The 22,402-nt window shown below is 67.0% G+C and carries 20 protein-coding genes, 2 tRNA genes and 1 other RNA gene; 11 read left to right on the plus strand and 12 right to left on the minus strand.

From position 1 onward, the window contains the following. The coding region (locus AX692_RS10355) for a TonB-dependent receptor plug domain-containing protein (RefSeq protein ID WP_155644767.1) at positions 1-388 on the minus strand (388 nt) is incomplete at its 3' end. Between the two features lie 300 nt (positions 389-688). Here AX692_RS10355 and AX692_RS10360 point away from each other — a divergent pair. After that, the gene (locus AX692_RS10360) at positions 689-1,459 is read left to right on the plus strand and encodes a transglutaminase-like domain-containing protein (RefSeq protein WP_073973887.1); all 771 of its coding nucleotides are present in this window, start codon (positions 689-691) and stop codon (positions 1,457-1,459) included. Here the strand turns inward: AX692_RS10360 and mfd are convergent. Both mfd and AX692_RS10370 read right to left on the minus strand, forming a co-directional pair. Beyond that, positions 1,456-4,956 (minus strand): transcription-repair coupling factor, encoded by a 3,501-nt coding sequence (gene mfd, locus AX692_RS10365; RefSeq protein WP_073977663.1) that lies wholly within the window; start codon positions 4,954-4,956, stop codon positions 1,456-1,458. The genes AX692_RS10360 and mfd overlap by 4 nt on opposite strands. Positions 4,957-5,129: 173 nt before the next feature. Then, positions 5,130-5,408 carry a succinate dehydrogenase assembly factor 2 gene (locus AX692_RS10370; RefSeq protein ID WP_073974310.1) on the minus strand — a complete coding sequence of 93 codons (279 nt, stop codon included), beginning with the start codon at positions 5,406-5,408 and terminating at the stop codon, positions 5,130-5,132. A 164-nt stretch (positions 5,409-5,572) separates the two neighbouring features. On the opposite strand from AX692_RS10370, the gene recG reads away from it, so the two are divergent. Both recG and AX692_RS10380 read left to right on the plus strand, forming a co-directional pair. Further along, positions 5,573-7,648, plus strand: coding sequence for an ATP-dependent DNA helicase RecG (recG, locus tag AX692_RS10375; protein WP_073974311.1), 2,076 nt, complete (start codon positions 5,573-5,575; stop codon positions 7,646-7,648). An 86-nt stretch (positions 7,649-7,734) separates the two neighbouring features. Further along, a complete protein-coding gene (locus AX692_RS10380; protein ID WP_073974312.1) occupies positions 7,735-8,298 on the plus strand; it encodes a hypothetical protein in 564 nt (187 codons plus the stop codon). 16 nt (positions 8,299-8,314) lie between these two features. Here the strand turns inward: AX692_RS10380 and AX692_RS10385 are convergent, their stop codons facing one another. The 3 genes from AX692_RS10385 to AX692_RS10395 form a co-directional block, all read right to left on the minus strand. Then, positions 8,315-8,815: a low molecular weight protein-tyrosine-phosphatase gene (locus AX692_RS10385; RefSeq protein ID WP_073978458.1), complete on the minus strand. Its 501-nt coding sequence runs from the start codon at positions 8,813-8,815 to the stop codon at positions 8,315-8,317. A 148-nt stretch (positions 8,816-8,963) separates the two neighbouring features. Further along, the gene (locus tag AX692_RS10390) at positions 8,964-10,349 is read right to left on the minus strand and encodes an ABC1 kinase family protein (RefSeq protein WP_073974314.1); all 1,386 of its coding nucleotides are present in this window, start codon (positions 10,347-10,349) and stop codon (positions 8,964-8,966) included. A 69-nt stretch (positions 10,350-10,418) separates the two neighbouring features. Next, positions 10,419-11,192, minus strand: coding sequence for an SDR family NAD(P)-dependent oxidoreductase (locus AX692_RS10395; protein WP_073974315.1), 774 nt, complete (start codon positions 11,190-11,192; stop codon positions 10,419-10,421). Positions 11,193-11,269: 77 nt separating this feature from the next. Between AX692_RS10395 and AX692_RS10400 the strand changes: the two genes are divergently transcribed. After that, the gene (locus AX692_RS10400; protein ID WP_073977664.1) at positions 11,270-11,725 is read left to right on the plus strand and encodes a DUF3429 domain-containing protein; all 456 of its coding nucleotides are present in this window, start codon (positions 11,270-11,272) and stop codon (positions 11,723-11,725) included. Positions 11,726-11,824: 99 nt separating this feature from the next. Continuing rightward, a complete protein-coding gene (locus tag AX692_RS10405) occupies positions 11,825-14,188 on the plus strand; it encodes an EAL domain-containing protein (RefSeq protein WP_196491786.1) in 2,364 nt (787 codons plus the stop codon). Positions 14,189-14,501: 313 nt separating this feature from the next. On the opposite strand, the gene AX692_RS10410 is transcribed toward AX692_RS10405, so the two are convergent. Further along, positions 14,502-14,578 (minus strand) — tRNA-Pro (locus AX692_RS10410). Between the two features lie 111 nt (positions 14,579-14,689). Here AX692_RS10410 and thyA point away from each other — a divergent pair. From thyA to AX692_RS10440, 6 genes are all read left to right on the plus strand, one after another. Then, positions 14,690-15,658, plus strand: a complete 969-nt coding sequence (gene thyA / locus AX692_RS10415; protein ID WP_073974955.1) for a thymidylate synthase — start codon at positions 14,690-14,692, stop codon at positions 15,656-15,658. 116 nt (positions 15,659-15,774) lie between these two features. Further along, complete coding sequence (locus tag AX692_RS10420; RefSeq protein ID WP_073974954.1) at positions 15,775-17,070, plus strand: thiamine pyrophosphate-dependent enzyme; 1,296 nt, start codon at positions 15,775-15,777, stop codon at positions 17,068-17,070. After that, entirely contained in the window at positions 17,067-18,134 is a 1,068-nt protein-coding gene (locus tag AX692_RS10425; protein WP_073974953.1) for an alpha-ketoacid dehydrogenase subunit beta, read from the plus strand. The genes AX692_RS10420 and AX692_RS10425 overlap by 4 nt, the downstream gene beginning before the upstream one ends. A gap of 7 nt (positions 18,135-18,141) precedes the next feature. Beyond that, positions 18,142-19,467, plus strand: a complete 1,326-nt coding sequence (locus AX692_RS10430; RefSeq protein WP_073974952.1) for a dihydrolipoamide acetyltransferase family protein — start codon at positions 18,142-18,144, stop codon at positions 19,465-19,467. A 33-nt stretch (positions 19,468-19,500) separates the two neighbouring features. Continuing rightward, positions 19,501-20,067 (plus strand): YdeI/OmpD-associated family protein, encoded by a 567-nt coding sequence (locus tag AX692_RS10435; RefSeq protein WP_073974951.1) that lies wholly within the window; start codon positions 19,501-19,503, stop codon positions 20,065-20,067. Between the two features lie 121 nt (positions 20,068-20,188). Then, positions 20,189-20,265 (plus strand) — tRNA-Asp (locus tag AX692_RS10440). A 44-nt stretch (positions 20,266-20,309) separates the two neighbouring features. Here the strand turns inward: AX692_RS10440 and AX692_RS10445 are convergent. The 5 genes from AX692_RS10445 to AX692_RS10465 form a co-directional block, all read right to left on the minus strand. Further along, entirely contained in the window at positions 20,310-20,561 is a 252-nt protein-coding gene (locus AX692_RS10445; protein WP_073974950.1) for a DUF2842 domain-containing protein, read from the minus strand. A gap of 3 nt (positions 20,562-20,564) precedes the next feature. Further along, on the minus strand, positions 20,565-21,143 hold the full coding sequence (locus tag AX692_RS10450) for a 5-formyltetrahydrofolate cyclo-ligase (RefSeq protein ID WP_073974949.1): 579 nt from the start codon (positions 21,141-21,143) through the stop codon (positions 20,565-20,567). A gap of 298 nt (positions 21,144-21,441) precedes the next feature. Then, a non-coding RNA gene (gene ssrS / locus AX692_RS10455) (6S RNA) lies at positions 21,442-21,614 on the minus strand. A gap of 10 nt (positions 21,615-21,624) precedes the next feature. After that, positions 21,625-22,161, minus strand: a complete 537-nt coding sequence (locus AX692_RS10460) for a cell division protein ZapA (protein ID WP_073974948.1) — start codon at positions 22,159-22,161, stop codon at positions 21,625-21,627. Positions 22,162-22,170: 9 nt separating this feature from the next. Next, entirely contained in the window at positions 22,171-22,386 is a 216-nt protein-coding gene (locus tag AX692_RS10465) for a hypothetical protein (RefSeq protein ID WP_073974947.1), read from the minus strand. Positions 22,387-22,402: the final 16 nt, after the last annotated feature.

The raw sequence follows: 22,402 nt of genomic DNA on the forward strand, positions 1-22,402 counted from the left end.
CGTCGAGATAGACGCCGACCTGCTCCTTCACGCCGGGCTGGTCGCGCACGACCTGCCCTGCCGAGATCCCGCGCACCGAGACCTGGCTCTGGCCAGGCCCGAGGTTCTGGATGGTGAGGCCCGCGACATTGCGCGACAGGTCTTCGAGCGTCACCGCGCCCGAGCGCTGGATGTCTTCCTGCGTCTGTGCGTTGATCGAGAAGGGCACGTCCTGGATCGTGGTGTCGCGCTTGGTCGCCGAGACGATGATGACGTTGCCCTCATATTCGTCGGATTCTGGCGGGGCGGCGGCGGTGTCCTGCGCAAGGGCCGGGCTGCTCCACATCACGGCGGCAACACCGGCCAGCAGCATGGAGCGGGAAAGATTACGGGTGACGACGGCGTTCATCATGATGGTGCCCTCTCGTTCAGAGTTTAGCCTCTGATATTGCTTGGGTCGAAATCGTGTCACACCGGCTTGGTCGCGGCAAGCGGCGCGATGCGGGGCGCGCGATTGCTTTGGCGACTTGTGACCTTTGCGCATCACGCCGGGCCGACGGCGCGGGGTTCGGGTCGCACGGCGGATCGCAGATCCCGTCGGTGCCTCAAGCCCTTGCGCGGCGCTCAGAAACAACGCGCCTGCCTGCGCATTCCGGTCTAGGGGCAGCGCGCAAGCCCGATTCCCTCCCCAGAACGGAACCCTGCGCCCGTGAAGCTCCAGATCGACGTCCAGCTTGATTACTGGTTCGAGCAGCCCTGCGCGGTGCTGCTCCAGATCGAGGTGGCCGCGCTGGCGGGGCAGCGGGTGGAGAGCTCGATTATCACGACAGGAACGGCACTCACCCGGGTTGCCGCGCAGGACGGGGTGGGGACGCGGGCGTGGCTGGCGGCCGAAGGGCGGATGCTGGTCGATTACGCCGCGTGCCTCACGATTGCGCGGCCCGCACAGGCGATCGCCGCGCTGCCTGCCACCCCGCTCCACTGCCTGCCGGGGGAGGCCGTGCAATATCTGCTGCCCTCGCGCTATTGCCCCTCCGAGCGTTTCTTCGATCTGGTCGAGGCGCGCTTTGCCGGGCTAGAAGGCGGCGCGCAGGTCGCGGCGATGGCCGAGTGGATCGCGGCGCACATCGCCTATGTGCGTGGGAGCAGCACGGCCGACACCAACGCGCTCGACACCTTCCATGACTGCGTAGGGGTGTGCCGCGACTATGCCCACCTGATGATCGCGCTCGCCCGCGCCGCCGACATTCCGGCGCGTTATGCCAGCGTCTATGCCCTGCGCGCCGACCCGCCCGATTTCCATGCGGTCGCCGAGGTGTTCCTCGACGGGGAGTGGCACATCGTCGACCCTACCGGCATGGCAGGCGCGCACGACTGCGCCGTCATCGGCATCGGCCGCGACGCGGGCGACGTCGCTTTCCTCACCGCCTTCGGCCCGCTGGTGATGAACAGCCAGAGCGTTTCGGTGCGGGAGATCTAGGCCGCCTTCTTCGCCTTGGCCGCCTTCTTCACGATCCCCGAGAGGCCCTTGGTCAGCTGGAACAGCCCGTTCATCCGGCTCAGCGGATCGCTCCAGGCGCGGTTGATCACCAGCTTCATGTCGGGGCGCAGCTTGGCGGTTTCCTTTCCGCCTTCGTTGAGGCGGGCGACATAGGCGATGAGGCCGGCCGGATCGGGGAAGTCGTCATTGTGGAAGGTGACGAGCGTGGCCTGCGCGCCCACGTCGATCTTGGCGATGTTGGCATTGATGGCCTGATGCTTCACCTCGATCAGGCGGATCAGGTTCTTGGTCGGCTGCGGCAGATCGCCGAAGCGGTCGATCATCTCGGCGGCGAGGCTCTCGATCTCGTGCTGCCCCTCGGCCTGGTTCAAGCGGCGGTAGAGCGCCATGCGGACGGCGAGGTCGGGCACGTAGTCCTCGGGGATCATGATCGGCGCGTCGACCGTGATCTGCGGGGTTAGCTTGTCGCGCGGTTTCTCGAGACCCATCTCGCCCGCCTTGGCAGCCAGGATCGCCTCCTCGAGCATCGCCTGGTAGAGTTCGAAGCCGACTTCGCGGATGTGGCCCGACTGCTCGTCGCCCAGCAGGTTGCCCGCGCCGCGAATGTCGAGATCGTGGCTGGCGAGCTGGAAGCCTGCGCCGAGCGTGTCGAGATCGCCCAATACCTTGAGCCGCTTCTGCGCGATCTCGGACAGCGCCACCCCGGCCTCGTGGGTGAGATAGGCATAGGCGCGCAGCTTCGCCCGGCCCACGCGGCCGCGCAGCTGGTAGAGCTGGGCGAGGCCGAAGCGGTCGGCGCGGTGGATGATGATGGTGTTGGCAGAGGGGATGTCGAGCCCGCTTTCGACGATGGTGGTCGAGAGCAGCACGTCATACTTGCGGTCGTAGAAGGCGCCCATGCGCTCCTCGACCTCGCCGGGGGCCATCTGGCCGTGGGCGGAAACCGATTTGATTTCCGGCACATTCTCGCGCAGCCAGTCCTCGACATCGGCCATGTCGGAGATGCGGGGCACCACGATGAAGCTCTGCCCGCCGCGGTGATGTTCGCGCAGCAGCGCCTCGCGGATCACCATGTCGTCCCACTCCATGACGTAGGTGCGCACCGCGAGGCGATCGACCGGGGGCGTCTGGATGGTGGAAAGCTCGCGCAGGCCGCTCATCGCCATCTGCAGCGTGCGCGGGATCGGGGTGGCGGTGAGGGTGAGGACGTGAACGTCGGCGCGCAGCTGCTTCAGCTTCTCCTTGTGGGTGACCCCGAAGCGCTGCTCCTCGTCGACGATGACGAGGCCGAGGTTCTTGAATTTGGTCGATTTCGAGAGGATCGCGTGGGTTCCGACCACGAGGTCGATATCGCCGCTCTCCAGCCCCTCGCGGGTCTCGGCAGCTTCCTTGCTGGTGACGAGGCGCGAGAGGCGGCCGACCTTGAGCGGGAAGCCTGCAAACCGCTCCGCGAAATTCTGGTAGTGCTGGCGGGCGAGCAGCGTCGTCGGCGCGACAATCGCGACCTGCTGCCCGTGCATTGCCGCCACAAAGGCCGCGCGCAGGGCGACCTCGGTCTTGCCGAAGCCGACATCGCCGCACACCAGCCGGTCCATCGGACGGCCGCTTTCGAGATCGGAGAGCACGTCGGCGATCGCGCGCTCCTGATCCTCGGTCTCGGACCAGGGGAAGCGGTCGGTGAACTGGCCCAATGCCTGCGGATCGGCGGGGAGGGCGGGGGCCTGCCTCAGCGCACGCGCGGCGGCGACCTGCATCAGCTCGCCGGCGATGGCGGTGATCCGCTCCTTGAGCTTGGCGCGACGCCGCTGCCACGCCTCGCCCCCGAGCTTGTCCAATGCGACCGCCTGCTCGGACGAGCCGTAGCGGGTGAGGACGTCGATGTTCTCGACCGGGATGAACAGCTTGTCGCCCCCGGCATATTCTAGCGCGACGCAATCGTGCTGGCTCTTGCCGACGGGAATGGCCTCGAGCCCGAGATATTTGCCGATCCCGTGCTCGACATGGACCACCAGATCGCCTTGCGACAAGGCCTGAAGCTCGGCGAGGAAGGCATCGGAATCCTTGCGCTTCTTCTTGCGCCGTACCAGCCGGTCGCCGAGGATATCGGCCTCGGTCAGGATTTCGAGGCTGTCGGAGGCGAAACCGGTCTCAAGCGGCAGGACGACCACCGCCGTGGTCTTCTTCGCCGCCAGCCCCAGCGCCTGCTGCCAGCTGTCGGCGAGCGCGGTGGGGGCACCCGCCTCGTCGATGATCGCGGCCATGCGGCGCGCGCTGCCGGTGGAATAGGCCGCGACCAGCGACTTCCTCGCCGACTTGCCGACCGATTTGAGATGCGCGGCGGCGGCCTCGTAGACATTCTCCCCGCGCCCACGTTCCGGCGCGAAGTCGCGGGCCGAGCGGAAGCCGAAGTCGACCACCACGGCGCTTTCCTCCGAAGCGAAGCCGGTGGCGCGGTGCGCGGGCTGGCCCGCGAGCGCGTCATCGAATTCGGCGCGCGACAGGTAGAGCGCGTCAGGGGCGAGGGGGCGATAGCTGCCCTTCTTCTCGCCTGCGATCCGTCCGCGCTGTTCGTGGTAATCGGCGATGTCGGAGAGCCGCTCCTCTGCGGCTCCCAGCGCGCTCTGGTCGATCACCACCACGTCATCCTTGGTGAGGTGATCGAACAGGGTCGCGAGCTTGGTTTCGAACAGCGGCAGCCAGTGCTCCATCCCGGCAAGGCGGCGGCCCTCGGACACCGCCTCGTAGAGCGGGTCCTGCGTCGCATTGGCGCCGAACAGCTCGCGATAGCGGGTGCGGAAGCGCTTGACGCTCTCCTCGTCGAGCAGGGCTTCGGAGGCGGGGAGCAGCAGGTGGCTGTCGATCCGCTCGACCGTGCGCTGGGTGGCGGGATCGAACAGGCGCAGACTTTCGAGCTCGTCGCCGAAGAAATCGAGCCTGAGGCCGCTCTCGAGCGACGAGGGGAAGATGTCGACGATCGAGCCGCGCACCGCAAATTCGCCGTGGTCGATCACTGTGTCGGTGCGGCTGTAGCCCTGCCGGGTGAGGAGCGCGGTCAGGCTCTCCTGCCCGATCTGCGTACCCACGCGGAACTCGCGCACGGACTCGCGCACGCGGAAGGGGGTGAGCACGCGCTGGAGCACGGCGTTGACGGTGGTCACCAGCAATTGCTGCTGGCTGCCGGGCGCTTGCAGCTTGTGGAGCGCGGCGAGCCGTTCGGCGCTGATCGACAGCGCGGGGCTGGCGCGGTCATAGGGGAGGCAGTCCCACGCGGGGAAGGTGACGACCTCCACCTCGGGCGCGAAGAAGCGCGCCGCCTCGGCCGCCGCGCGCATCGCGGCATCGCCCTCGGCAATGAACACCGCGCGGCGTTTCGCGGCGCGGGCGAGATCGGCGAGCACCAGCGGCACGCTCCCGCGCGGGAGCGAGGCGAGGGTCAGCGGATCGCGGGCCGCAAGGATGCGGTTCAAATCGGGCATGAGGTCACTTCACTTGGGCCAAGGGGGCAACGCAGGAACACCCCCAACTCGAAAGGAGGAGGGGGTCAGGTAAGGGGCGGGGCGCCCATGCCAAACAGCAGGGGCACCGGATTTGTTCCGGGCCTTAGACCGACACGCGCCGCTTGTCGAACGGCGCCCGACGGCTGGCGCGCTCAGCGCGGGATATCGACGTAATCGAGCTTCTGCATCGTCGTGAGCAGGTCGCCCGCGATATGCTCGGGCGCGTCTTGCGTGCCCAAGGCCCAGGCCATGACATCGACGTCGTCCTCGTCGAGCAGGGTCTCGAACCACGCCAGTTCCGCCTCACCCCATCCGGCGTGGTAGCGATCGAAGAAGCCGCCGATCATGTAATCGGCCTCGCGCGTGCCGCGGTGCCAGGCGCGGAACTTGGCGCGGGCGAGGCGGGTTGCGAAAGAGGGGGTGTCGGTCATGCTGTCGCGATAATTGCGGACGGCACGCCATTCAACTCGTCTTTGCGAGCGAAGCGAAGCAATCCATGACCACACCCCGCCCTTTGGTGTGACAGTGGATCATGGATTGCCGCGTCGCCTTCGGCTCCTCGCAAAGACGAGAATTGGGTGGTAGCGCATCATTCATGCGCCCCGAGGCTCTCAATCCGCTCTTCGCCGAGGTCGAAACGCTCGAAGGCGTCGGCCCCAAGCTGATGAAGCCGCTGGAGAAGCTCGGCCTCACCCGCGTGAAGGACGTGGCCTATCACCTGCCCGAACGCTTTGTCAGCAGGCGGGCGGTCGCCGATCTCGATTCGGCCGCCGAGGGCGAGCAGGTGATCATCGCGCTCACCGCAATCGAGCACCGCTCGCCGCGCGCCGGCAGCCGCGGACCCTATCGCGTGCTGGCGCAGGACGCGGTGGGCAACGTCTGTTCGCTCAACTGGTTCGGCAAGGCCGCCTACACCGCCAAGAAGCTGGTGCCGGTGGGCGAGACGCGCTGGGTGGCCGGGCGGCTCGACCGCTATGGCGACATGCTTCAGATCGTCCACCCCGATCATATCGAGGAGGCGAGTGCCGCGCACATGGGGCGCATGTCCGAGCCGGTCTATCGCCTCTCGGAAGGCCTCACCCAGCCGCGCATCGCCGACTTTGCCCAGCAGGCCCTGAAGCGCCTCCCCGAGCTTCCCGAGTGGATCGAGCCCGGCCAGCTCGAACGCTCCGGTTGGCCTTCGTGGCGCGAGGCGCTGAAGCTCGGGCACGAGAGCACCGATGCCAAGGCGCGCGACCGGCTGGCCTATGACGAATTGCTGGCGAACTCGCTCGCGCTGCTGCTGGTCAAGGCCGATGGCCGCAAACGGCGCGGACAGGCGCTGGTCGGCGACGGGGCGCTGCGGGCCAAGCTGCAACTCCCCTTCGGCCTCACCGGCGCGCAGCAGCGCTCCATCGCCGAGATCGCGGGCGACATGGCGCAGGAGGCCCCGATGCTGCGCCTGCTGCAAGGCGATGTCGGGGCGGGCAAGACCGTGGTGGCGCTGAACGCGATGCTGATCGCGGTCGAGGCGGGCAAGCAGGCCGCGCTCCTCGCGCCCACCGAGATTCTCGCGCGCCAGCACTTCGAGACGCTGAGGAAGATGCTCGGCCCCACGGGTGTCGAGATTGCACTCCTCACCGGCCGCGCCAAGGGGAGGGAACGCGAGAGCATCTTGATGGGGCTGCTCGATGGCTCGATCCAGCTGCTGGTCGGCACCCACGCGATCTTTCAGGACACGGTCAATTACCGCGACCTTGGCCTCGTGGTGATCGACGAACAGCACCGCTTCGGGGTGGCGCAGCGGCTGGCGCTCGCCGCCAAGGGCCGCCGCGCGCCGCATACCCTCGCCATGACCGCGACCCCGATCCCGCGCTCGCTGACGCTGGCGCAATATGGCGAGATGGACGTGAGCCGCCTCGACGAGCTCCCCCCCGGGCGGCAGGCGATCGAAACGCTCGTGTTCCCGCAGGCGCGAATGGACGAGATGGTCGCAGGCGTCGAACGGCACCTTGCCAGCGGGCAACAGGCCTATTGGGTCTGCCCGATGGTGCGCGAGGTCGACGGCGTCCCCGACCTCGCCGACATCGCCGCCGCCGAGGCGCGCTATGCCGCATTGAAGGAGCGGTTCGGCGATGCAGTCGTCATGGTCCACGGCCAGCTGCGTCCTGAGGTCAAGGACGCGGCGATGGAGCGCTTTGTCACCGGCGAGGCGCGGCTCTTGATCGCGACCACCGTGATCGAGGTCGGGGTCGACGTGCCCACGGCAACGCTCATGGTGATCGAGCAGGCGGAGCGTTTCGGCCTTGCGCAACTTCATCAGCTGCGCGGCCGGGTGGGGCGCGGGTCGCAGAAAAGCCGCTGCGTGCTGCTGCGCGGCGATGAACTCTCCGAAACGGGCAAGCGGCGGCTCGCCCTGATGCGTGAGACGCAGGACGGGTTCCGGATCGCCGAGGAAGACCTCGAGCTGCGCGGCGGGGGCGAGCTGCTCGGCACGCGGCAATCGGGCGAGGCGGGCTTCCGCATCGCCGATCTCGAACAGACCCAGCGCCTGCTCCCCATCGCCCACGGCGACGCGCGGCTGCTGATGGAGCGCGACGGGGGCCTCACCAGCCCCCGCGGCGAGGCGGCGCGGATCCTCCTCTACCTGTTCGAGCGCGACTGGGGTGTGCAGCTGCTGCGCGGCGGGTAGCGGATTTTCGAATTATTGCGGCGTTAAACAGATGTTTGCAACTTGCGGCCTAGCTCTCGCTCACACAGTCGAAGGGGGCCAGCACGATGTCGGACGTCTATTTCTCGCGGGTGAAGCTCGCCTTCGGGCTGGTCGGCAGCGCGGGCATGTTCTGGCTCGGCGTGTGGGTGCTCACGCTCGGCGGCCTCAAGGCCATGCTGGTGGGCGGCATCGTCGCGATCGGCTTTGCCTACATGCTGGTCTACTTCGCGCGCTACCTGCTCGACAACAAGATCCTGTCGGTCGGTGCGACGGGAATCGAGTTCCACGGCATGGTCTCGACCCGCCGCCTGCGCCTCGACCAGATTGCGAACATCATGGTCGAAACCCAGAAAGTGAATGGTGTCACCACCCGCAGGCTGGTCCTCGTCCCGCACGAGGGGCACGGCGGACAGATCAAGTTTGCCGAGCGCTGGCTCGAAAAGCGCTTCGGCGGGTGCGAGGGTGTCGCCGATCTGATCGCCGATGGCGCACCCGAGCCTGAACCCTTCCCGCTGCCGCGCCGCGCCCCCACGCCTCCGGCGGCGGCGCCCGCCGGCTGGCACGAGCGCGGCGCTCAGCCTCCCGCCGCGCCCGCCCGCGCGGGCGGGTTCGGACGCAAGGGGCTGTAACGCTTCGCTGCGAAACTCAGGCGTTTTGCTGTGCGGTCTCGCGCAGCAGCCGCTCGGCCCAGGCCTCGACCCCGCGGTTGATCACCTGCCAGGCGGCCTCGAAGGCGGCGGCATCGCCATAATAGGGATCGGCCACCGGCTCGCCGCGCCGCCCCTCGACCGCATCGAGCAACATCGCGAGGCGCGCCGTTCCGTCACGCGGGGCCTTTGAGCGCAGGCCCTCGAGGTTGGCGCGATCCATCGCGATGATGTGGGTGAAGCGGTAGAAATCGTCGCGCTCGATCTGCCGCGCGGTCTGACCGGCGATGTCGATCCCATGCTTGCGGGCGACCGTGATCGCCCGCGGGTCGGGCTCGTGGCCGAGATGATAGGAAGCGGTTCCGGCCGAATCGACAAGCGCCGCAAGGCCGCGTGCCTGCGCCGCCACGCGGAATGCGCCTTCGGCCATCGGTGACCGGCAGATATTGCCGAGACACACGAACAGCACGCTCGTCCTGTGATCTATCCCCCCATGCATGCGAGCGGCGTTATTACAAACGCGGCGCGCTGTCCACCGTGTATCTCGTTGGTTTCATGTGGAACATCATGAAGAAAGTGTGATGACCGTCACAGACGTCGTCAAAGCGACCCCGGGACTCGCGCGCGCCCGCGCGGCAGGGCGGCGATCAGGCCGCTGCCTCGCCCAGCGGCGCGGTGGCTGCCAGCACCTCCTCGGTGATGCGGCGGATGTTGACCTTGGCCTTCAGCCGCGCCCCGAGCAGCGCCGTTCCCGAGACCTTGCGCTGCACGAACAGCGTCTCGATCGGCGGGAAGGCCCAGGTGTCCTTGTCCTGCGCGATCGCCCAGCCTTCCTCGCGCAGCAGCGGTATGAAGGCGCGGTCGCCGAAGTCGAAGGGCGCATCGGCGCGCATCTCGTTGATGACGATCTCGATCATCCGGGCCACCCGCTCCGGGTGCTTTTCGGCGACGATCGGCATCATGAAACCGGCCTCGATCGTGGCCTGGAGCACGTCCTGCGCATTTCCCTGCAATCCGGCGAGCAGCATCTTGCGATAGCCGTTCGCCACAGCGGGATCGACCGGGCGGCAGGCGCCGAAATCGAGCAGCACGATCTCGCCGGTCTCGCGCCGGTAGCGGAAATTGGCGAAGTTTGGATCGGTCTGCATCACGCCGAGATCGAACAGCTCGCGCGCGACCAGCCGGATCAGGCGTGCGAAGACTTCGTCGCGGCGCTCGGGCGGCTCGTTGCCGAGCTCCTCGATGCTGACGCCCTCCTCGAAGCTCATCGCGAGGATCGAGCCGCGGGTCAGACCCTCGTGCAGGCGCGGGACGACGAAGCCCGGGGTGTCCGCCAGCATGGCGCGGTACTTCGCCATCTGCGCGCCTTCGCGCTGGTAGTCGGCCTCTTCGTGAAGCTGCTGCTTGGCGGCGGCCATCAGCTTGTCCATCTCGAGCTCGGGCGGGGCGAAGCCGGCGACCTTGAGCAGCGTCATGACGTTGTCGACATCGCTGTCGATCGACTTGGCGACGCCGGGATACTGCACCTTGATCGCCAGCTCCTCGCCATCGCGGGTCATGGCCTTGTGCACCTGCCCGATGGAGGCGGCGGCGATGGGGCGGGGGTTGAACCAGCGGAACTGCTTGCGCCAGTCGGCGCCCCACTCGGCGCGGAGCACCTGATCCAGCTGCCTCGTCGGCATGAAATTGGCCTGATCGCGCAAGGTGGCGAGGATCTTCGAGAGCTCCTCGGGCAGGAAATCGCCCGCGTCCAAGCTGATCATCTGCCCCATCTTCATCGCCGCGCCGCGCAGGTGGCTGAGGCGGTCGGTCATGCGCTGGACATTGCCGGGGGTGAGGATCAGGTCACGCGCCGAGATGCCCTCGCCGCTCGCCAGCCGCCGCGCGCCCTCGGCGACCATTCCGCCGGCAACGCCCCCTACCAGCCGCCCGAAGGTGCCGAAACGCGCGATGCGCCCCGCCGGCACCGCGCGCTGGCGGGAGCGGTCTTCCTTGCGGTCGGCGAATTCAGGGGTCTGGTCGTCGTCGGACACGGGGGAGGGGGCTTTCCGAAAGGGGAAGGGTTTGATCGCTAACGGTCCGGCAGGTTCGGTGTTCCTGCCTCAGGAGATGCACAGGCCCCCGTCCACGGCCAGGCACTGGCCGGTGATGTAGTCCGAATGGGGCGAGGCGAAGAACACCGCGAGGCCCTCGAGCCCTTCATGGTCGCCCGGGCGGCGCAGCGGGATGCGGCGGCTCATCCACTCGGCGAACCTGGGGTCGGCCTTGGCGGTGATGTCGGTCTCGTAATAGCCGAAAAGCAGCGCGTTGGCGGTGATCCGGTAACGCGCGAGCTCGAAGGCGGCAGCGCGGGTGAGGCCATTGAGCGCGGCCTTGGAGGCGGCATAGTCGGACGAGCGGTTGACCCCCATGATCGACTGGCCCGAGGACGTCGCGATGAGCTTGCCTCCGGGCTCGCCCGCGGCCGCGCGGGCGATCATGTGGCGGGTGACGTGCTTGTAGGTGAGCGCCGCGCCGCGGGTGTTGACCGCGAGGGTATGGTCCCAGCCTTCAGCGGTGATATCGGGGATCGCCGTGCCCGCGCCGGAGATGCCCGCGTTGGCGAAGCACACGTCGACCCTGCCCAGAACGTCGAGCGTCACGCGCATTGCTTCCGCGATTTCGGATTCGTCCGACACGTCGCAATCCTGCGTCAGGACGTTGCCTGGGCCGAGCGCATGAAGTTCCTCGAACGCCGCTGCGTTCTTGTCCGCATTGCGCGCCCAGATCGCGACATTCGCGCCCGCCTTGGCAAGCCCGCGCGCCATCGCCAGGCCGAGACCGCCATTGCCGCCGGTGATGACGGCCGTGCGGCCGGTGAGGTCGAACATTTCCATGGCCGCTCAAGTGGCCCAAAGCCGTCCGGTTCGCAAGCGCACGGGAACCCGAGGCGGTGCCCGCGATTTGCCCTGCCATGGACGGAAATACATCGCTTTCCCCCGCAGCCCGCGTGCTGGGTTATGCCGGGCTTCTGCCGCAGCTCATCTGCGTTGCCATGCTGCTTGCCGGGCACGAATGGCGTTATGCCGCGCTCGCGGGGGGCTTTGCCTATGCGGCGGCGATCTTCAGCTTCCTGGGCGGGGTGTGGTGGGGGCAGGCGCTCCTGAGCGGGCGGGCCGGCACCGGGGCCTATCTGGTGGCGGTGCTGCCGAGCCTGCTGGCGGTGGCGCTCTTCCTGCCGTGGAGCTTCGGGTGGGAATGGCCGGGGCCGGCGCTGCTCTATCTCGGCGCGCTGATCCTCGCCTCGCCGCTGGTCGACCGGGCTCTGGGGTTGGCCGCAGCCGATTTCCTGCGGCTGCGCTGGCACCTGTCGATCGGGCTCGGCGTGCTGACGATTGCGCTCGGCCTGCTCGCGCCCGGGGTGATCTAGCAGGCCTCGCGCGCGGTCTTGCAAGGCCGGATCGTTTGCGATGAATTAACCAACGCGGCCTAGGGAGAAGCTTGGGTTTCCCCTCGGATGGCGCGTTTGATGATCGCATCGCTCAAGTCTCTGGCCGACAGGATGCGGCGCGCTTTCGGCTCGTCCGAAGGCGAGGAGGCCGTGCTCAAGGCCAGATTGGACCGCCGCTCGGGCGCCGACCTGCTGCGCCGCAAGCGCATCAAGGTGGCGGCGATGGCGATCCTGTTCGGGGTGGTCTCGGCCGCAATCGACCTTCCGCTCCCGGCCGAAGACGCGCTGCGACTGGCCCGCGCGCAACTGCGCACGCGCCCGACGCCTCCGGATATCGTGATGATCGCGATCGACGATTTCACGCTCAATGAACTCGGTCAGCCGATGCCGAACAGGCATCAGGACAGCGCGGTCATCGAGAAACTCGTGCAGGCGGGGGCCAAGACTATTGTCTTTGACCGTGCCCACGCAGATCCCGATTCCTCGGAGAACGACGCCGAATTTGCGCGAACGCTGGCGAAGCACCGCGGCAAGGTGTGGCTAGGAATGTCGCCCGGAAATCAGATCGGATTTCAAAAGAGCGAGCCCATCTTCCCGGTCGAAGCCTTTCGTTTGGCGGCACCGCAAGCTTCGATGGTGGGTTACTTCAGCCCTTTCAGCCTCTCTTTGCAGATTCCCACAGAGGTTGAATACAAAGGCATCAAGTATCCCGCGATTTCGGCGGTCCTCGCCGGTTACCGGGGACCAGCGGCGCGATTTCGCCCTGATTTGGCGTTCAATCTGAACACGATCCGGACCTACTCGTACCTCGACGTGCTGCGAGGAAGGGTGGGGGCCAAGGAGTTTGCCGGCAAATCCGTGATCATCGGCAACACCTTTATCGATTCTCGCGATATGCACCGGCACCCGATTTACGGGAAAGTTTCGGGCACATATTATCAGATCATCTCGGCCAATACCCTCCTGCGCGGTCAACCGATCGACTTGATGTGGTTCCCGGCAATGCTGATTGCCGCCGCCCTCATCATCACGCAGGCGTTGAGCCGAAGACGCTCGATGGGTGTGTTGTGGCTGCCCGTGGCGGCGCTGCCCCTCGCGGCCTTCATACTCGACGAATACACCGTAAATATCGATATGATCTCGGCCTTCCTTGCGCTCATTTTCGCCGCGATCGGTTTCAGCCGCATCAACAGCAAATATTTCAGCGCCGGCATCGATGCGATGACGACCACTGCGATCAGCTCCGAAAAGGCGAACGCCGATTCGGACGTGTTCGCGCTCAAGATCGCCAACCTCTCCGAGTTGTCCGAGGAATGGAGCTCGCGCGATATCGGCGACTTCGTCAACACGCTCATCGGCTATGTGAAGGGCCCGGGCGAGGTCGGGGATATCGCCTTCGAACGCGATGTCCTGATCTGGCTTGCGCCGCGGATGGAGAATGTCGAGCTCGAGCGCCACACCGACGGCCTGGCGCTGATGCTGAACACCGCGATCAGCCATGACTGGCAATCCTCCAACGGTGCGCCCGCGATCGGGGTCGATACCAATCACGACCTGCCGGTGGCCTTGCGTATCAAGAAGGCGATGCAGGCGGCCGACGAGGCGGCGACCCGCGGGGTGCGCTTCATCATCAACGATGCCGCGCATCTCGAGGCGCGCAACCAGCGGCTCGAGCTGATCCGCTTGCTCGAGAAGGGGCTACGTGAACGGGACATCGGCGTCGCCTACCAGCCCAAGATCGATCTTGCCTCGGGCCGGATCGTGGGGGCGGAGACGCTGATCCGCTGGCGACCTGGCGGGGGCGAACTCATCAATCCGCAGGATCTCGTGCTCGCCGCCGAGGCCGGCGACCGGATCAACGAGCTGACCCTGTTGGTGATGGAGTCCGCGCTGATCGATGGCAAGCAGGCGATCGCCCTCGATCCGCGCTTCAAGCTGGCGGTCAACATGTCGGCCAAGAGCCTGTCCGACACGCACCTGCTGTTCGACATCATGACGATGCTCGGGCGCTACAATTTCCCGCCGGAGAACCTGACCCTCGAACTGACCGAGACCGCCAAGCTGGAAGATCACCGCATCGCGCCGCAGATCGCGGCACTCAAGGCGCGCGGGATCGGCCTCTCGATCGACGATTTCGGCACGGGCGAATCGAATCTCGAGTACATCGAGAAGCTTCCCAGCTCCGAACTCAAGATCGACAAGAAGTTCGTCCAGCACATGGCGAAGTCGGACGAGAGCCGCGCTGTGGTGCGCGCGACGATCGAGATCGCGCATTCGCTCGGCAAGGTGGTGGTCGCCGAAGGGGTCGAGGATCTGGAGGTCGCCGCGACGTTGCGCGCGATGGGCTGCGACCAGGCGCAGGGCTATCTGTTCTCGCAAGCGATCGGAATGCCCGAGCTGCTGGCGATGATGGGCGGCGGGAGGGCTGCGCTTAACGCTTGATTAGGGTTAATAATGTGTTAAACACCATTGCATCGGGTAAATCTGTGCAATGGAGGCCTTTATGTGGGCATGGTTCTTTGAGCTGATCGGCACCCGCTAATAGGCTGCCGCAGATATAAGTTAAAGCCCTGGGAAACCGGGGCTTTTTCTTTTTTCAGCGGTTCGGTGAGCCTGATCCGTTGCTGTGCGCCCGCACCCATAGCGGATCGACAAATCCTTGCGAATCAGGGTTAACGCGTGACGCCCGGCAAGCACCGGCGGGGGCGAAGCCGATGCCGGGCCGCAGATATGCCGCAAGAATGCATAAGCAATTTGGTCGGGGAGAGAGGATTCGAACCTCCGGCCCCTGCCTCCCGAAGACAGTGCTCTACCAGGCTGAGCTACTCCCCGACCGTGTCGTTCCCGCGCAGCCGAAAGGCCCTGCGGGTCGAGGCAAGGCGCGCCCTATAGGTGGGGATGGGCATGGTGGCAAGCGGGCAATTGCACGCTATGGTTGCAGCCATGGCCAGCCTCGCGAATCCCGTACCGTCCCCCGCAAATCCGCATCCCGAGCAGCAATATCTCGATCTGATGCGGCAGATCTGGGAGCAGGGCAGCGAGCGGATCGACCGCACCGGGATCGGCACGCGCTCGGTGTGCGGGAGCATGCTGCGTTTCGACCTTGCCGACGGCGCGATGCCGCTGCTCACCACCAAGCGGGTCTACTGGAAGACCGCGACGCGCGAATTGCTGTGGTTCCTGACCGGCGAGACCAACATCCGTCCGCTGGTGCTGCAGGGCGTGAAGATCTGGAACGAGTGGCCGCACGCGCGCTACGTCCGCGAGACGGGCGATCCGGTCAGCCTCGAGGGTTTCGTCCAGCGAATCGCCGATGACGAGGCTTTTGCAAAGCGCTGGGGCGATCTCGGACCGGTCTATGGCAAGCAGTGGGTCGACTGGCCGACCTACCGCTACCGCCCCGACGGCCTCTACGAGAAGGGCGAGGGTATCAACCAGGTCGCGCAGGTGATCGAATCGCTGCGCACCAGCCCGGGCAGCCGCCGCCACATCATCGAGGGCTGGAACGTCGCCGAGCTCGATCGCATGGCGCTGCCGCCGTGCCACAAGACCTACCAGTTCCATGTCGCGGGAGAGGGGGCCGAAGCGCGGCTCAACTGCGTGCTCTACCAGCGCAGCTGCGATGTTGCGCTGGGCCTGCCGTTCAACCTGTGGTCGGCCGCGCTGCTGACCGCGATGATCGCGCAGCAGGTGGGGTTGGAGCCAGGCGAGCTGGTGTGGATGGGCGGCGACGTGCACCTCTACCTCAACCACGCGCATCTGATCGAGGAACAGCTCGCGCGCCAGCCGCAAGGCCACCCGCGGCTCGAGATCACCCGCAAGCCCGAAACAATATTTGGATATCGGATCGAGGACTTCGTGGTGCATGATTACGTCCCGCTGCCCCCGATCAGCGCACCTGTTGCGGTGTGAGGTCGCCGCGCGCGCCGCGCTTGACCGTTCACCGGCGGTGAAATAAAAATACGTATTCAAGCAATGATCGCACCCGCAGCATCGCGCGGTGTGCCGGCACGGGGAGAGCGCACGGAATGGCCGATCCAGCGAAAGGCGGCGAGGGCAATCGCCCGGCGCTCGCGCTGCATGTGCCTGAACCCAGATATCGCCCGGGCGACAAGGCGGACTTCTCGCATCTCGACATCGGCCAGCCCGGCGACCAGCCGCGCCCGGACGAGGGCGTCCATCCCTCGCAGATGGCAGGGCTTGCCTATGGCCTTGTGCGCGTGCTGGGTGACGACAATCAGGCGCACGGCCCCTGGAACCCGCGGCTCGATCCCGAGACGCTGCGCCAGATGCTCGGCCACATGGCGCTGGTGCGGGCCTTCGACGAGCGCATGTTCCGCGGCCAGCGGCAGGGCAAGACCAGCTTCTACATGAAGTGCACCGGCGAGGAGGCGACTTCGATCGCGCCCGCGATGGCGCTTGCCAGCGACGACATGATTTTCCCGAGCTATCGCCAGCAGGGCATCCTGATCGCGCGCGGCTATCCGCTGATCGAGATGATCAACCAGATCTACTCGAACAAGGCCGACAAGCTGAAGGGCCGCCAGCTGCCGATCATGTATTCGAGCCGCGAGCACAGCTTCTTCAGCATCTCCGGCAATCTCGCCACCCAAACCCCGCAGGCCGTGGGCTGGGCGATGGCGAGCGCCTGCCGGGGCGACAGCCGGATCGCGGCGACCTGGGTCGGCGAGGGCAGCACGGCCGAAGGCGACTTCCACTCGGCCTGCACCTTTGCGGCGGTCTACAACGCACCGGTGATCCTCAACGTGGTCAACAACCAGTGGGCGATCTCGAGCTTCTCAGGCTTCGCGGGCGCAGAGCGCACCACCTTTGCAGCGCGGGGCCTCGGCTACGGGATCGCGGCGCTCAGGGTCGACGGCAATGACGCGCTGGCCTGCTATGCGGCGGCGCAATGGGCCGCAAATCGCGCGCGGGGCAATCACGGTCCGACGCTGATCGAGTATTTCACCTACCGCGCCGAGGGCCACTCCACCTCGGACGATCCCTCGGGCTACCGCTCGGCGCAGGAGCGCGAGGAATGGCCGCTGGGCGATCCGGTCACGCGGCTCAAGAAGCACCTTATCGCCATCGGCGAATGGGACGAGGAGCGTCACGCGGCGATGGACCTCGAATGCGCCGAGCGCGTCAAGACCACCACCAAGGAAGCCGAGAAGAACGGCATCCTCGGCCACGGTCTCCACCACCCGTTCCACACCATGTTCGAGGATGTCTACGAGGAGCTGCCCTGGCACCTCGAGGAGCAGGCAGCGCAGGCCATCCGCGAGCGCATCGCCAAGTTCGGCACCGAGAGGCCCTTCGGATGAGCCAGGAACCTTCAAGCGCCCCCGCCGGCGTGGGCCAGAACGTCCTCACCGAGCGTCGCCTCAACATGATCGAGGCGATCAACGAAGCGCTCGATATCATGCTGACCCGCGATCCCGACGTGATCATCATGGGCGAGGATGTCGGCTATTTCGGCGGGGTGTTCCGCGCCACGGCCGGGCTTCAGGCCAAGCACGGCAAGACCCGCGTGTTCGACACGCCGATCTCGGAATGCGGCATCATCGGCGTGGCCGTGGGGATGGGGGCCTATGGCCTGCGCCCCGTGCCCGAGATTCAGTTCGCCGATTACATCTATCCCGGCCTCGATCAGCTGATCTCGGAGGCCGCGCGGCTGCGCTATCGCTCGGCGGGCGACTACATCGCGCCGATGACGGTGCGCTCGCCCTTCGGGGGCGGCATCTTCGGGGGCCAGACCCACAGCCAGAGCCCCGAGGCGCTGTTCACCCATGTTGCTGGTCTCAAGACCGTGATCCCGAGCACCCCGCACGATGCCAAGGGCCTGCTGATTTCGGCGATCGAGGACAATGATCCGGTGATCTTCTTCGAGCCCAAGCGGATCTACAACGGCCCCTTCAGCGGCTTCTACGACAAGCCGGTCGAGCCGTGGAAGAAGCACCCGGACAGCGTGGTGCCCGAAGGCTATTACAAGGTGCCGCTCGGCAAGGCGCGCACCGTGCGCGAGGGCGAGGCGCTGACCGTGCTCGCCTATGGCACGATGGTGCATGTGGCCGAGGCCGTGTGCCGCGAGAAGGGCGTCGATGCCGAAATCCTCGACCTCAGAACGCTGGTGCCGCTCGACATCGCCGCGATCGAGGCTTCGGTGGAGAAGACCGGGCGCTGCCTGATCGTGCACGAGGCGACCCGCACGAGCGGCTTCGGTGCGGAGCTTTCCGCGCTCGTTACCGAACGCTGCTTCTACCACCTCGAAGCGCCGGTCGAACGCGTCACCGGCTTCGACACGCCCTATCCCCACAGCCTCGAATGGGCCTATTTCCCCGGCCCGGTCCGCATCGGCGAGGCGATCGACAAGCTGCTCAAGGACTGACCGCGCCATGGCGAAATTCATCTTCAAGATGCCCGACGTGGGCGAAGGCGTGGCCGAGGCGGAAGTCGTCGAATGGCACGTCAAGGTCGGCGACCGGGTCGAGGAAGACCAGCACATCGTCGACGTGATGACCGACAAGGCGACGATCGACATCGAAAGCCCCGTCTCGGGCGTGGTGACGACGCTCGCGGGCGAGGTGGGTGACACCATCGCTATCGGCGGGATGCTGCTGGTGATCGAGACCGAAGGCGAGGTTTCCGAAGACGACGCCGAGGCGGCGGCGGAGCAGATCGAGGACGACATGTCCGATGCGCCGACCTCGGAGGAGGTGGCCGAGCGGATCGAGGCCGAGAACCCCGACGCCTCGGACGCCGACGACGCCATAGCCGCCGCGCCTGCGCCCGCTCCGGCATCCGCTCCGGCGCCTGCGCCTGCGCCCACATCCGAACACAGGCCCGAAGCCAAGGTCCTCGCCAGCCCCGCCGTGCGCCAGCGCGCGCGCGATTTGGGGATCGATCTAGCCGAAGTGAAGCCAGCCGCCGATGGGCGCGTGCGTCACGCCGATCTCGATGCTTTCCTCGCCTACAACGCCGGCAGCGGCTTTGGCGCGGCGGGCGGGACACGCGCGGACGAGACGATCAAGGTAATCGGCCTCAGGAAGCGCATCGCCCAGAACATGGCCGCGGCCAAGCGCCATATCCCGCACTTCACCTATGTCGAGGAGTGCGACGTCACCGATCTGGAAGAGCTGCGCGCCCAGCTCAACGCCGCGCGGGGCGATCGGCCCAAGCTCACCATGCTGCCGCTGCTGATCACCGCGATCTGCAAGTGCGTCCCGCAATACCCTATGATCAACGCGCGCTTTGACGACGAGGCGGGCGTGGTGACGCGCTACGGCGCGGTGCATCTCGGCATGGCGGCGCAGACCGATGCGGGGCTGATGGTGCCGGTGATCCGCGACGCGCAGGCGAAGAACCTGTGGCAGCTCGCCCGCGAGATCGGCCGCCTCGCCGAAGCCGCTCGGACAGGCAAGGCGACGTCCGAAGAACTCAGCGGCTCGACGCTGACCGTCACCTCGCTCGGCCCGCTCGGCGGCGTTGCCACCACCCCGGTCATCAACCGCCCCGAAGTCGCGATCATCGGCCCCAACCGCATTGTCGAGCGCCCGATGTTCGTGCCCGATGGAATGGGCGGCGAGCGCATCGCCAAGCGCAAGCTGATGAACATCTCGATTTCCTGCGACCACCGCGTGGTCGACGGGCATGACGCGGCGAGCTTCATCCAGGGCGTGAAGAAGCTGATCGAGACCCCGGCGCTTCTGCTGATCGACTGATTGGGCTATTGTCGGGGGCGGGAGGCCTCCGACATGACCCGTGATCCGCGTATCGACGACTACATCGCCAAGGCGGCGCCGTTTGCGCAGCCGATCCTCGCGCATGTCCGCGCGCTGGTGCACCGTGCGCTGCCGGAGGCCGAGGAGACCATCAAGTGGGGCATGCCGCACTTCATGGTGGGCGGGAAGAACGTCGTCGGCCTTGCGGCGTTCAAGGCGCATGCCTCGGTCGTGATCCACCACGAGGAACGGACGGGCGAGGGCATGGGCGCGCTCGGCAAGCTCGCCAGTCTTGCCGACCTGCCGCCCGACGAGGAGTTGATCGCGCGCTTCCTGGCCCGCCCCGATGCGGCTGCCGCGCCCAAGCCGAAGCGCGCTCCGAAGCCCGAACTGCCCGTTCCGCCCGCCTTGGCCGCAGCGCTCGATTCAGCGCCCGCCGCGCGCGCCGCCTTCGATTCCTTCGCCCCGTCGCACCGCCGCGAATATGTCGAGTGGATCGCCGATGCGAAGCGCGAGGAGACGCGGGCCAAGCGCATCGCGCTGGCGGTGGAATGGCTCGCCGAGGGCAAGAAGCGCAACTGGAAGTACGAGAACTGCTGAGCGCCTCGCGCACCGCTGAAAATTTGCCGCAATGGCCGTTGACAGCCCCCAGCCGCACGCCTAATGGCGCTGCTCCACGAGCGGGACGGCATCGCCGGATTGCTCGACAAGGACAAGATGCGCGGGTGTAGCTCAGTCGGTTAGAGCGCCGGCCTGTCACGCCGGAGGTCGCGGGTTCGAGCCCCGTCACTCGCGCCACTTGTTCCAGGATCGGCCTCGCAAGGCCATGCGAAGGCGGGCGTTCAGTCCGCCTTTTTCGCGTCCGGTGCAGGAGCGGGCGGGCTCCAGCTGCCGGTCTCCATCCAGATCAGGAAGCGCCGCAAGGGCAGCAGCCAGACGAGGCCGAGCACGGTGTAGACCACCGCCTGCGCCCCGCCCGACCAGCCGCCGATGATCTCCGGCGCATAGCGCGCGATCACCACGCCGTAGATCATCAGCAGGATGAACAGGCTGACGATGCCGAAAGGGATTCGCCAGGTCGGGGTCTCGCGCATGTCTCAGAGGTTTCCGTAGATCCGGGTCGGGGTGACGAGGGCATCGAGCGGCTTGTCGTGGGGTTCGGTCGGGAGGGTCTCGCAGGCTTGCGCGTCCCATGCGAGGCCAACGGCCAGCCGCGGGGGATGTTCCGCGAGCCAGCGGTCGTAATGCCCGCCGCCTTGCCCCAGCCGGTCGAGCGCGGGGGTGAAGCCCACCAGCGGCACGAACACGACGTCGGGAACCAGCGCCTCGGCCTCGGCGGCGGGCTGGAGGATGCCGAAGGGGCCGACCTCGAGATCGTCCTGCGCGTAAGGATCGGTGTGGTGGCGGAAGGTCATCGGCGCAGCCCGGTCCGCAAAGTGGGGGAGGGCGAGGCTGTGCCCGGCGTCGCGGAAGAAGCGGGCATAGGCGGCGGCAGGTGCCTCGAACGGGCCGGCGTGGTAGAGGCCGATCACCGCCTCTTGCGGGATTTTCGCGAGGAGCGGCGCGGGGGGGCGATGGAACATCAGCGCGCGCAGATTGTCCGGCAGCGCATCGACATGCGCCTTGCGCAAGGCGCGCAGCTGTTTGCGCAGGGCGGCTTTGGTGGGGTGGGTCATTGGAGAAAGCGGTAGACCTCTGCCGACTGTGCGGCAAGCATCACCGCCGCGCGCCCCTCCACCATCCTGCGGATGGCCCCCTCCCCTCAAGGGGAGGACTGTAACGGGCCGCGGGCCCTGCAAGGCCGAACGGCCGCCCGCAGCGACGCGGCCTTCAGGCCGTGTGAGCGAGGATTTCGCGAAACACAAAAACGGCCGCAGGCCGCAAGCGCGAACGCGCGCCCGGAAGGGTGGCCCCGCAGGGGCCGGGCCCCTGGAGGAAACCGCATCGCGGAGGCGATGCGAAAATCAAAAACGTGACGGAACCACCATGGGTCGTTTGCGCTAGAAATCCTCTGACGCCTTTAACGTCAGGTGGGCGCCGTATACCCGAGACCCCCGGACGAACCGGTGAACCCGGGTAGGGACAGCTCCCATTGGATTGCTTATAGCCTCAGGGATATTCAATCGGCTCGTGCCGGGCAGTCCCGCCGCCCTCTATCTAGGCACTCGCGGCGGCCGCTTCAAGCGCGGCGGCGCTGGCCTCGGCGGCGGCTGCGAGCGCTTCGAGCCGCGCGGCGAGTTCCGCATCGGCGGCCGATGCAGCAGGAGAGCCGCCGAACAGGTCGAACTGGGGCACCGCCGCGGTGGCAGTGGAAGGGGCCGGGGGCTCCGGCGCGACCGGGGCTGCAGCGGCGCTCGCCGCGGCCTCGCGCGCTTCGGCAAGCTCGGCTTCGAGCCGGGCGATGGTCTCGCGCGCGGCGTCGAGCTCGGCGGTGTCGGGTTCGGCGGTGTCGGGTTCGGGCGCGGGCGCCGGTTGGGCGATGTCGGCCAGCCGCTTGCGCGCCTGATCGAGCTCGTCGGCGAGGAACAGCCCGGCAAAGACGAGATTCTGCGCCTCCAGCGGCGCGCGCGCGCTGCCGAGCTGCGCGTATTTCTCGGCGATCATCTCGCCCAGCGCCTTGATGTGCGCTTCCTGCCCGTCGGCGCAGGCGACCTGGTAGGTCTTGGGGCCGATGCTGAGGGTGACCGTGCTCATCGGACCGGCCTATTCCTCGAGCGTTGCCAGCAGCGCATCGAGTTCGCGAAGGCTTTCCGCGACTTGCTCGCGCAGTTTCTCATGGACATTGACCAGCTCGACCACCCGCGCCGAACTGCCGCCGCCCCGCGCCTCGCCCTCGCCGAGCCCCGCGCGCGCGGCATCGATGCGCGCCATGGCGGTCTCGATGCGGGTCAGCGCGGATGCGATGCGGTCGGCACTCATGCTGCTACCGTTACCA

This window comes from Erythrobacter donghaensis, from assembly GCF_001557325.1.
In the GTDB taxonomy this organism is placed as follows: domain Bacteria; phylum Pseudomonadota; class Alphaproteobacteria; order Sphingomonadales; family Sphingomonadaceae; genus Erythrobacter; species Erythrobacter donghaensis_B.